Raw genomic sequence first — 10,425 nt, 5'->3', positions numbered from 1 at the left:
GCCCGGCACGTCGGAGGACGTGCCCGGCCTGCGCGCCCTCGGCGAGGCCGTCGTGCCGGCCACCTACGGACCGATCGACGCGGCGTACGCCCAGCGGATGCTCGACGAGTGGTGGACGCCCGAAGTGTTCGCGGCGTCGCTCGAGCGCAACGAGCACGTCGTCGCCGAGCGGGAGGGGCGGGTCGTCGCCATGGCCAACATCGGCCGGCTGCGGGCCTCCTACCGGGACTTCCCGCACGTCACGGGGGACCGTGAGGTGATGTGGAAGCTGTACGTCCACCCCGAGCACCAGGGCCTCGGCATCGGGCGCCGGCTGCTGGGCGCGATCGAGGAGCTCGTCGAGGGTGACGAGCTGTGGTTGGAGGTCGTCGACGGCAACGAGCAGGCCTTCGGCTTCTACCGGGCGCACGGCTTCGAGGAGGTCGAGCGGGTTCCGGGCGACCCCTGGCCCGACGACGTCTGGATGCGCAAGGCGTTGCCCGGGAGGGCATCGTGAGCCGCTACCGCCGCTACGACGGCGGCGACCCGCTGGCCCCGCCGGTCGACCTCGCCGAGGCGTTGGACCACATCGGCCAGGACGTGATGGCGGGCTACTCGCCCGAGCGCGCCATGCGCGAGTTCCTGCGCCGCGGCGGGCAGGACCAGCGCGGCCTCGACGACCTGGCACGCCAGATCGCCGAGCGGCGCCGTGACATCCTGCGCCAGCACAACCTCGACGGCACCATGGAGCAGGTCCGCGAGCTGCTGGACAAGGCCGTGCTCGCCGAGCGCGGCCAGCTGGCTCGCGACGTGGTGATGGAGGACGACGACCGCACCTTCCGCGAGATGCAGCTGGACCAGCTGCCGACCTCGACGGCGGCCGCGGTCAGTGAGCTGTCGTCGTACGACTGGCAGAGCGCTGAGGCCCGCGAGGCCTACGAGGAGATCAAGGACCTCCTCGGCCGCGAGCTCCTCGACCAGCGCTTCGCCGGCATGAAGCAGGCGCTCGAGGGGGCCACCGACGAGGACCGGGCCGCGGTCAACGAGATGCTCGGCGACCTCAACGACCTCCTGGAGAAGCACGCGCGCGGTGACGACACCGAGCAGGACTTCGCCGACTTCATGGACAAGCACGGGGACTTCTTCCCCGACCAGCCCCAGGACATCGAGGAGCTGCTCGACTCGCTCGCCCAGCGCGCGGCGGCCGCCCAGCGGATGATGGCCTCGATGACGCCCGAGCAGCGCGCCGAGCTGATGGAGCTCTCCCAGCAGGCCTTCGGCTCGCCCGAGCTGATGGAGCAGCTGGCCCGGATGGACGCCAACCTCCAGGGGCTGCGCCCCGGCGAGGACTGGGGTGGCTCCGAGCGCTTCGAGGGTGAGGAGGGGCTCGGGCTCGGGGACGGCACCGGCGCCCTGCAGGACCTCGCCGACCTCGACCGGCTCTCCGACCAGCTCTCCCAGTCGTACGGGGGAGCGCGGATGGACGACGTCGACCTCGAGGCCCTGGCCCGCCAGCTCGGCGACCAGGCGGCCGTCGACGCGCGGACCCTGACCGAGCTCGAGCGGGCGCTGCGCGAGTCCGGCTACCTCCAGCGCGGCTCCGACGGCGAGCTGCGGCTCTCGCCGCGGGCGATGCGGCAGCTGGGCAAGGCACTGCTGCGCGACGTCGCCACCCGGATGAGCGGGCGGCAGGGCCAGCGCGAGACCCGGCACGCCGGCGCCGCCGGGGACCTGTCCGGGGCGACGCGTGCGTGGGAGTTCGGCGACACCGAGCCCTGGGACGTCACCCGCTCGATCACCAACGCGATCGTGCGCGCGTCCGGTGACGGCGGCCCCGCGCTGCCGGTGCGCCTGCGCATCGACGACATCGAGGTGCAGGAGACCGAGGCGCGCACCCAGGCCGCGGTCGCGCTGCTGGTGGACACGTCGTTCTCGATGGCCATGGACGGTCGCTGGGTGCCGATGAAGCGCACGGCGCTGGCCCTGCACCAGCTGGTGAGCTCGCGCTTCCGCGGTGACGCGCTCCAGCTGATCGCCTTCGGTCGGCACGCGCAGGTGATGGAGATCGAGCAGCTGACGGCGCTGGACGCGCAGTGGGACAAGGGCACCAACCTGCACCACGGGCTGCTGCTGGCCAACCGGCACTTCCGCAAGCACCCCAACGCGCAGCCGGTGCTGCTCGTCGTGACCGACGGCGAGCCCACGGCCCACCTCGRGGCCGACGGCGACGTCTTCTTCGACTACCCGCCGCACCCGGTCACCATCGCCAACGCGGTGCGCGAGCTCGACAACGCGGCGCGGCTGGGGGCCCAGACGACCTTCTTCCGGCTCGGCGAGGACCCGGGCCTGGCGCGCTTCATCGACTCGATGGCCAAGCGGGTCGGTGGTCAGATGGTCAGCCCGGAGCTCGACGACCTCGGGGCGGCGGTGGTGGGTTCCTACCTCGGCTCGCGGTCGTCGTACCGCGACCACTTCGGGGACTGGATGGGCGGCGGTCGCGGGTTCTGGGTCGGGGACTGACCGTACCGGCCAGTGCCCGGCCTCCTCGAGCATCCGCAGCAGCTCGGCGCCCATGTGCTCGATGACGGCCTGGAGCGCCTTGGCGGGGCGGACCATCACGGTGAAGTCGGTGATGAGCCCGGCCGCGTCCCACGTGATCATGTCGATCCCGTGGACGCTCATCCCGCCGACCAGGGTGCGGAACTCCAGCACCGCGCTGTCCTCGCCCAGCCACTCGCGGTCGTAGACGAGGTCCGGGCCGAGCACGGTGAACGCCGCGGCGAGGTAGCCGACGACGGTGTCGCGGCCCTCCTGCGGTGTGTGCACGGCGGGACTGCGGAAGACCGCGTCCGGTGCCACGAGGGCCGGCAACCCGGCCGCATCCCTGCTCGCGACGACGGCGTGCCAGCGGGCCAGGGCCTCAGCGGATTCCATGGCTCAGTCGGTGGCGAAGCCGGGGAGGTGGTCGATCAGGATCTGCCGGAAGGGCGCCTCGGCCTCGAGCTGGCTGAGCAGTCCGATCCCGCCGAGCCAGGTGCGATGGATGAGGAGGTACGACGTCGGCAGGTTGAGCTTGGTGGCCAGGGTGAAGGCAGGGTCGCGGGGGTTGTTGATCCGCTCGAACTGGGTGCGCATCCACTCACGGCTGAAGCGGAAGGTCTCCATCCGTGCCGGCTCGATGAAGGGGGACAGGTAGTCGAGGACCATCTGGGGGTCGACCTGCACGTTGTCCTTGATGAAGCCCTCCTCGCGCAGGCCCGCCACGAGCGACTCGGGATCGGCCTCGGTGGCGACGCGGATGAGTCGGCCCATCGCCTCGGGAAGCCGTCCCTCGGGCAGCCGGGCGACGGCGCCGAAGTCCAGGACGCCGAGCCGGCCGGGGGCGCCGTCCGGTCCGGGGATCGGGCGGAAGTTGCCGGGGTGCGGGTCCGCGTGCAGCATCCCCACGCGGGACGGGCCGACGAAGATGAAGCGCGCGAGCAGCTCGCCGTAGTGGTCGCGCTCCTCCTGGGTGCCCTCGCGGATGACGTGGGCCAGCGAGTACGGCGAGTCGAGCCACTCCGTGACGAGGGCCTCGCCGCCCACGGCGACGACGTCGGGCACGACGTAGTCGGGGTCGTCGCGGAAGGCCTGGGCGAAGATGTGCTGCGCCTCGGCCTCGAGGGTGTAGTCGAGCTCCTCGGCGGCGCGCGCCTGGAGCTCGGCGACGAGCGGCTTGATGTCGATGCCGGGGAAGACGGGGGCGACGCCGCGTGCCACCCGGGCGATCTGGCGCAGGTCGCTCATCAGCGCCTCGCCGGCGCCGGGGTACTGCACCTTGACGGCCACGTCGCGGCCGTCGCGCCACCGACCCCGGTGCACCTGGCCGATGCTGGCCGCAGCGGTCGGGCCGCCGTCGAGCCAGACGAGGTCCTCGGCCCAGTCCGGCCCGAGGTGCGTGGTCAGCTGGTCGCGCACCGTCTGGGTCGGCATCGGTGGCGCGTCGTCCTGCAGGCGGGTGAGGTTCTCCCGGTAGGGCGCGACCAGCTCGTCCGGCAGGGCCGCCTCGAAGACGCTCAGCGCCTGGCCGAACTTCATCGCTCCGCCCTTGAGCTCGCCGAGCGTCCTGAAGAGCTGCTCGGCCGTGCGCTGCTGCACCTCGGTCAGCACCGCGTCCGCCGGGGCGCCGCCCAGGCGCCGCCCGAAGCCCACCGCCGTACGCCCCGCATAGCCCAGGGGGAGCGCCGCAAGGCGGGCGCTGCGGGAGAAGGCCTTGCGTGGGAGCTCGGTCATGGGTCCCAGTGTCGCCGATCGGTGGTGACGTGCGTCGCATGTGATGAGGTGAGCCCGTGGATCTTCGGGACATGCCGCGCGTCGTGTGGGTGCTGGCGGCCTCCCGGTTCGTCGGCTCGGCGACCGCCTTCGTGTTCCTCTTCCTCACCCTCTACCTCACCGGGCCACGTGACCTGAGCGTGCCGCGGGCCGGTCTCGTGGCCGGGGTGGTCGGCGTCGCCCTGCTCGTCGGCAACCTCACCGGCGGTCGCTGGGGCGAYCGCCACGGCCATCGGCGGGTGCTGCTCCTGGCCTCGTCGGTGGGCGCGGCGGTGCTCATGTCCGTGCCGTGGCTGCCGGTCCCTGCGATGGTCGTCGCGTTGCCGCTCGCGGCCTACCTCAGCTCCGTCGGTCAGGTCTCGACCGGGGCCCTCACCGCGCTGGCCGTGCCGCGCGGGGACCGGCGTACGGCGGTCGCGCTGGGCCGCGCGGCGTCCAACGCCGGCTTCGTGATCGGCCCGCTGCTCGGGGCGCTGGTGGTGACGTGGAGCTACGAGGCGATGTTCGTGCTCGACGGTCTCGCAGTCCTGCTCATCCGGCTGGCCCTGAGCCGGGCGCTGCCCGTGGAGCCGCCACGCACCTCGGCCCCGGCGGGGCCGCGCATGCTGCGGGCGGTGCGCGGCGACCGCTCGCTGGTCGTGCTGCTGGTCGGCGTCGTCCTCGTCGACGTCGTCTACCGGCAGCTCTACACGACGCTGCCGCTGCACCTGCGCGACTCCGGTGCCCCCGTCGGCCTGTACGCGGCGGTGATCGCCGTCGGTTCCGGGCTGATCCTGCTGCTGGAGATCCCGGTGACCCAGCGGCTGCGCGGCCGCTCGGCGTACCCGGTGATCGCCGTCGGCTACGCGCTGGTCGGCGCGGGGACCCTCCTGTTCGCGCTGCCGGTGACCATGGTCGCCGTGATGCTGGCGATGGTGGTGCTGACCGCGGGAGAGATCCTCTACAAGACGACCGCCACCGCCCACGTGCTCGACGCGGCGCCGGAGCACCTCGTCGGTCAGTACCAGGGCCTGTACGCCGGTGCGTCGACCAGCGGGATGATGCTCGCCGGCCCGATCGGTACGGCGGTCTACGCCGCGTCGCCGGCCCTGCTCTGGCCGCTCATGGGCCTCGTCGCGCTCGTGGCGGCCGCGTGCGTGCTGCTCTCGTCGGTGCGTCAGGACGCGCGGGTGTAGACGCTCACGTGGCGCTCGCTGCGGGCGGTGAAGGCGTCGCGGCCGAAGCCACCCCAGCGCTCGGCCAGTCGGAGGCCGGCGACCCGGGCCATCAGGTCCAGCTCGCTCGGGAAGGTGAGGCGCTGCGCGATCGGTCCCATGCGGATGCCCGCGGCCGAGATGCGGACGTGGTTCTCCGAGAGCAGCTGGGTGACCGGGTCGTAGCGGTTGACGTCGAGCACCACCTCGTCGGCGCCCACGTTCTCGGCGTCGACGAACTGGACCTTGCCCTCGTGGTGGGCGGTGGGGACGAGGTTCTCCACGACGAAGGCGCCGTCGTCGCCGAGATGGCGGGCGGCGTTCTCGAAGGAGCGGACCTGGTCGTCCTGGGTGAGCAGGTTGCCGATGGTGTTGTAGACGAGGAACACGAGCCGGTAGCCGCTCCCGGGGGCATCGGCCGAGGCCATGTCGCCCATGGCGACCCGGGTGCCGGGGCGCTTGGCGAGCAGCCGGTCGGCCATCGCCTGAGACTGCTCGATGCCGTCGACGTCGACGCCCCGGTCCATGAGGGGACAGGCGATGCGTCCGGTCCCGATGGCCAGCTCCAGTGCCTTCCCGTCGCTGGCGAGGCCCGCGAGGAAGTCGACTGCCGTGTCCTCGTCGCCACGCAGGTGGTCGTCGTACTCGGCGGCCACGTCCGGGCCGAAGCTGTTCATCGGGTCGAATCCGTCCATGCGTCCCACCCTCGTGGGCGGCCACCGCGGCGGCAACAGCTTTATCGTGCGGGCATGGAGCTGGAGTTCRCCGGTGAGGTCGTCGAGTGGCGCGGCCCCGCGCCGTACCACTTCGTCCCGCTGCCGCCCGACGAGGCCGAGATGATCGACGAGGTCAAGGCCGAGGTGGCCTACTGGGGCGTCGTCCCGGTGACCGCGCGGGTGGGGGAGACGTCCTTCACGACGTCGATGTTCCCGCGGGAGGGGACCTACTTCCTGCCGGTCAAGGACGCCGTGAGACGCGCGGAGGGGATCGCGCTCGGGGACGTCGTGGACGTGCGGCTGGAGGTCGGGCGGTGACCGGGAACAACGTGCCGGGACGCCGCGTCTCCGAGGAGACCCTGGGTGCGTGGGTCGTCAGGTGCGACCCCCGGAGCAACCCCGACGTGCTGGCGGCGGCGAGCACCGGTGAGCCCTGGGTGGCCGAGCGGTGGTGCGTGGCGGACAACTACCGCAGCCGGATGATGAGGACCGGAGACCGTGCCGTGCTGTGGGTCTCGGGCGACGGCAGGGCCATGGCGCGGGGGCTCTGGGGCCTGGGCTGGGTCACCGGGTCCGTGCAGGACGGCCCCGACTTCGCACGTCCGGTGGTGCCGCTCCACGTCCCCCTGGTGCGCGAGGGCGTGTCGCCGGAGGAGATCAGGGCGGCGGGCGTCGCCGACCTCGAGGTCCTCGTCCAGCCCCACGGCTCCAACCCCTCCTGGATGTCGAGGGACCAGCTCGCGGCGCTGTCGGAGCTGTTGGGGGAGTGGCCCGAGCAACCGGCCTGAGCGGGTCACGTCGCTCGGACGTGCCTCTCGACGGTGTGGAGCGTGACGTCGCCCAGGACGCCGCCGTCGGCGACGGCCGTCAGGTAGGTGCAGTGCGGCTGCCTCCGGCGGTCCGTGGGCGAGCCCGGGTTGAGCAGCCGCAGGCCGGTGTCGCTGGTCGTGTCCCACGGGATGTGGCTGTGGCCGAAGACGAGCACGTCGACGTCGGCGTACAGCTCGCTGCACCGCTTCTCACGACCCTGGGACGGGCCGGTCTCGTGCACCACGGCGAACCGGACGCCGTCGATCTCGACGCGGGCGACCTCCGGGAGGCGCTCGCGGAAGGCGCCGTGGTCGTTGTTGCCCCACACGGCGACGAGCCTGGCTGCCCTGGCCTCGAGCTCGTCGAGGAGGCGCTCGTCGACCCAGTCGCCCGCGTGGATGACCACGTCCGCGTCCTCCACCGCCTCCCACAGCTGCGCAGGCAGGGTGCGTGCCCGCGTGGGCACGTGGGTGTCCGCCACGATGAGGAGCCGGGTCGACATGGCCCCAGTAAACACACCGCGCGAGGAGCGCTCCCGACCGTCGACGTGACGGGCCGGTCGTGCCAGAGTGGCGAAGCATGTCGAAGGTGGCGATCGTCGGTGCGGGCGCGGTGGGTACGGCGATCGCCTACGCGGCGCAGATCCGCGGGGTCTGCCGCGAGCTGGCGCTCTTCGACCTCAACGCCCCCAAGGTGCGCGCCGAGGTGCTCGACCTCAACCACGGCCTGCAGTTCACCCCGACGGCGCGTATCACGGGCAGTGACGACCTGGCGGTCTGCGCGGACGCCGACGTCGTCGTGATCACAGCGGGGGCGAAGCAGAGGGCCGGCCAGACCCGTCTGGACCTCGCGGCCGCCAACGTCGAGATGTGCCGCGAGCTGGTGCCGGCGCTCGTCGGCCTCGCGCCCGACGCCCTGCTGCTGGTCGTGACCAACCCCGTGGACGTGGTGACGTACGCCGCGCTGCAGTTCTCCGGACTCCCCGCCGGACGTGTCTTCGGCTCCGGCACCGCCCTGGACTCGTCGCGGTTGCGCTTCCTGATCGCCGAGCAGACGGGGGTGGCGGTGCAGAACGTGCACGCCTACATCGCCGGCGAGCACGGCGACTCCGAGGTGCCGCTGTGGTCCACGGCGACGATCGGCGGCATACCCGTCCAGGACTGGGGGACGGGCGCGAGCCGGCTGGACGCCGGGGCGCGGTCGCGCATCCACGAGCGGGTCGTGTCGGCGGCCTACGAGATCATCGCGGGCAAGGGAGCCACCAGCCTCGCGATCGGTCTCGCGGTCTCGCGGATCCTCGAGGCGATCCTGCACGACGAGCACCGCGTGCTCCCGGTGACGTCGCGGCTCGACGGGGTGCACGGGCTGTCCGACGTCTGCCTGTCGATGCCGTCGGTCGTCGGGCGGGCAGGGGTCGAGAGCGTGCTGGCCACGCCGCTCAGCGCCGAGGAGGAGCGGCAGCTCCTCGACTCGGCCGAGACCGTGCGGGCGGTCGCGCGGAGCCTGGGGCTCTAGGTGTCCGTCGTGCCCGCGGTCGACGCGGAGCCGGCGTCGTGGCTGATCGGGACGGGCGTCGACTGGATGGACCTCGTCCGGTACGGACCTCCGGGCTTCGAGGCGTACGTGCGGATCGGGCTGACCGGCGAGCCGGCCCCCGACTCGCTCCGCGCGGCGCTGGCGACCCTGGCCGGGCACACGACGACGCCGGAGATCGGGTACGCCGCGATCTGGGAGGGCTGGACCACGGGGCCCGTCCCTGGTGCGCCGGTCGTGCGCATCCCGAACCGGACGATGGTGCTCTTCACCGGCCCGGTCGCGGTGCTCAGGGACGCGCCGGCGATGGCGTGGTTCGGGGCCTCGGCCGGTCGGAACCAGGAGCGCACCTCGTCTGGCCGGAGGACCGCGCCTGGTGCCTGGCCTGCGAGGTCGACGAGGAGATCGAGTTCACCGTGGGGTGCTCGGACGCGGTGGCGCAGGCGCTGACGGCCGCACTGCCCGGAGCTGTACGTCGCGTGGGCTACGGGGAGAAGACTCCGCTCTACCGGGAATGACCAGGGGAGACGGGCCATGACGGTAGGTCGTGGCGAGGCGCCGGGAGGGGATGCGCTCGCACGCGCGTGCGCAAGGTGCTGCCCGACGCGGGGAGCTCGACACCCCGCACGGCACCGTCAGCTCCTGACTGCGTCGTCACGAGCGGGCACTTCCGTGCGCTAAAGCACGCCGACCGGGCGCTTCCGTGCGCTTCACGCACGCCGAGCGGGCACTTCCTGCGCTGAAGCACGCCGAGCTCCCCTTCCGACGCGCAGGCTCGGTTGCAGTGGGGCGCCGCCCTTCGCGTCCAAGCGCATCTGATCCACAGACTCATGTTGGGTATGGAACCAGAACATTTGTTCGAATAAACTTCTTGTACGCCGCCGGTCCCGCCCGTGGGACCACCCAGCGGCCGATCAGCGGGGGGCTGACATGACGAGCGGACACCTGGTCCAGGAGTGTGGTGAGGCGATCTCGGCCGCGCTGGACAAGGTCGGCCAGGTCGAGCTGTTCTACTTGTCGCCGGCCGAGAAGGCCGCTGCGCTGGTGGAGCTGGCGCGGCTGGAGTCGCGGGTGGCGTCGGTCCGCCTTCGGTTGATGGCCGTCGCCGACGACGTGGCCGAAGAGGCGGGTGACCGAGACGTGGCGGCGTGGTTCCAGCGGGCCGTGCGGGCCGATCGTGGCCGGGCACGTCGGGACATGACGCTGGCCAGGTCGCTGGCCGAGCGATGGACGGTGCTCGCCGACGGGCATGGGTCCGGGGAGGTGTCGACGGCGCAGGCCGATGTCATCGGCCGCGCGCTGGATGACCTCCCCGACGACACCCCGGCGGACGTCGTGAGAGATGCGGAGCGGGTGCTGGTCGAGCACGCCGCCACGTTCACCCCGAGCGAGCTGCGGGTCCTGGGCGGCCGGATCCTCGACGTCGTCGCCCCCGAGGTCGGGGAGGACCACGAACGCAAACGCCTCGAGGACCAAGAACGCCGCGCCCGCAAGACCACCAGCCTCACCACCCGCTGCCACGGGGACGGGACGACGACGATCCGGATCCGGGTGCCTGACGCCACGGCCGGCCGGTTGCTGACGTACCTGCACGCGTGGACCAACCCCCGCAAGGACGACGGCTCCCACGCCAGCGGGGGCGAGCAGAGCGCCGTGCCGTACGCGACCCGTCTCGGTCATGCGTTCTGCGCGCTGCTGGAGCACCTCGACCCGACGAAGCTCCCCCGCCACGGAGGGACCGCCACCTCGGTGGTCATCACCATGGACTTCGACACCCTCGTCAGTGGGCTCGGGGTCGCGACCACCGACACCGGCCACCGCATCAGCGCCTCCGAAGCCCGGCGCCTGGTCTGCAACGCCGGCCTCATCCCGGCCGTCCTGGG

At 72.4% G+C, this 10,425-nt stretch carries 11 protein-coding genes and 1 pseudogene; 8 read left to right on the top strand and 4 right to left on the bottom strand.

Going from position 1 to position 10,425, the window contains the following annotated elements:
* The coding region (locus AC1DQF_RS19690; RefSeq protein WP_477526924.1) for an N-acetyltransferase family protein at positions 1–496 on the top strand (496 nt) is incomplete at its 5' end.
* The gene (locus tag AC1DQF_RS19685) at positions 493–2,499 is read left to right on the top strand and encodes a vWA domain-containing protein (RefSeq protein WP_477526923.1); all 2,007 of its coding nucleotides are present in this window, start codon (positions 493–495) and stop codon (positions 2,497–2,499) included. The genes AC1DQF_RS19690 and AC1DQF_RS19685, both read left to right, overlap by 4 nt.
* A gap of 117 nt (positions 2,500–2,616) precedes the next feature.
* On the opposite strand, the pseudogene AC1DQF_RS19680 reads toward AC1DQF_RS19685, so the two are convergent.
* Together AC1DQF_RS19680 and AC1DQF_RS19675 are read right to left on the bottom strand one after the other, a co-directional pair.
* Positions 2,617–2,913: pseudogene (locus AC1DQF_RS19680) on the bottom strand (nuclear transport factor 2 family protein); the annotation flags it as partial.
* Positions 2,914–2,916: 3 nt separating this feature from the next.
* Positions 2,917–4,251, bottom strand: a complete 1,335-nt coding sequence (locus AC1DQF_RS19675) for an ABC1 kinase family protein (RefSeq protein WP_477526922.1) — start codon at positions 4,249–4,251, stop codon at positions 2,917–2,919.
* Between the two features lie 71 nt (positions 4,252–4,322).
* Between AC1DQF_RS19675 and AC1DQF_RS19670 the strand changes: the two genes are divergently transcribed.
* Complete coding sequence (locus tag AC1DQF_RS19670; protein ID WP_477526921.1) at positions 4,323–5,465, top strand: MFS transporter; 1,143 nt, start codon at positions 4,323–4,325, stop codon at positions 5,463–5,465.
* Here AC1DQF_RS19670 and AC1DQF_RS19665 read toward each other — a convergent pair.
* Complete coding sequence (locus tag AC1DQF_RS19665; RefSeq protein ID WP_477526920.1) at positions 5,447–6,178, bottom strand: class I SAM-dependent DNA methyltransferase; 732 nt, start codon at positions 6,176–6,178, stop codon at positions 5,447–5,449. The genes AC1DQF_RS19670 and AC1DQF_RS19665 overlap by 19 nt on opposite strands.
* A 54-nt stretch (positions 6,179–6,232) precedes the next feature.
* Between AC1DQF_RS19665 and AC1DQF_RS19660 the strand changes: the two genes are divergently transcribed.
* Together AC1DQF_RS19660 and AC1DQF_RS19655 are read left to right on the top strand one after the other, a co-directional pair.
* Positions 6,233–6,517: a DUF1905 domain-containing protein gene (locus AC1DQF_RS19660; RefSeq protein ID WP_477526919.1), complete on the top strand. Its 285-nt coding sequence runs from the start codon at positions 6,233–6,235 to the stop codon at positions 6,515–6,517.
* On the top strand, positions 6,514–6,987 hold the full coding sequence (locus tag AC1DQF_RS19655; protein ID WP_477526918.1) for a hypothetical protein: 474 nt from the start codon (positions 6,514–6,516) through the stop codon (positions 6,985–6,987). Before AC1DQF_RS19660 ends, AC1DQF_RS19655 begins: the two co-directional genes overlap by 4 nt.
* A gap of 5 nt (positions 6,988–6,992) precedes the next feature.
* Here the strand turns inward: AC1DQF_RS19655 and AC1DQF_RS19650 are convergent, their stop codons facing one another.
* On the bottom strand, positions 6,993–7,511 hold the full coding sequence (locus AC1DQF_RS19650; protein ID WP_477526917.1) for a metallophosphoesterase family protein: 519 nt from the start codon (positions 7,509–7,511) through the stop codon (positions 6,993–6,995).
* 77 nt (positions 7,512–7,588) lie between these two features.
* Between AC1DQF_RS19650 and AC1DQF_RS19645 the strand changes: the two genes are divergently transcribed.
* The 3 genes from AC1DQF_RS19645 to AC1DQF_RS19635 all read left to right on the top strand — a co-directional run.
* Positions 7,589–8,524: an L-lactate dehydrogenase gene (locus tag AC1DQF_RS19645; RefSeq protein ID WP_477526916.1), complete on the top strand. Its 936-nt coding sequence runs from the start codon at positions 7,589–7,591 to the stop codon at positions 8,522–8,524.
* A gap of 9 nt (positions 8,525–8,533) precedes the next feature.
* Positions 8,534–8,992, top strand: a complete 459-nt coding sequence (locus AC1DQF_RS19640) for a hypothetical protein (RefSeq protein ID WP_477526915.1) — start codon at positions 8,534–8,536, stop codon at positions 8,990–8,992.
* Positions 8,993–9,472: 480 nt separating this feature from the next.
* Positions 9,473–10,425, top strand: a 953-nt coding sequence (locus AC1DQF_RS19635) for a DUF222 domain-containing protein (protein WP_477526914.1), incomplete at its 3' end; no start/stop codon positions are given.

The sequence above is a fragment of the Nocardioides sp. P4_G4 genome (assembly GCF_056401085.1).
This window is presented reverse-complemented; position numbering and strand designations above follow the sequence as displayed.

Bases quoted from the DNA above. Each gene is read 5' to 3' on its own strand.
- AC1DQF_RS19645 (WP_477526916.1), top strand. From the start codon at position 7,589: ATGTCGAAGGTGGCGATCGTCGGTGCGGGCGCGGTGGGTACGGCGATC.
- AC1DQF_RS19650 (WP_477526917.1), bottom strand. From the start codon at position 7,511: ATGTCGACCCGGCTCCTCATCGTGGCGGACACCCACGTGCCCACGCGG.
- AC1DQF_RS19665 (WP_477526920.1), bottom strand. From the start codon at position 6,178: ATGGACGGATTCGACCCGATGAACAGCTTCGGCCCGGACGTGGCCGCC.
- AC1DQF_RS19675 (WP_477526922.1), bottom strand. From the start codon at position 4,251: ATGACCGAGCTCCCACGCAAGGCCTTCTCCCGCAGCGCCCGCCTTGCG.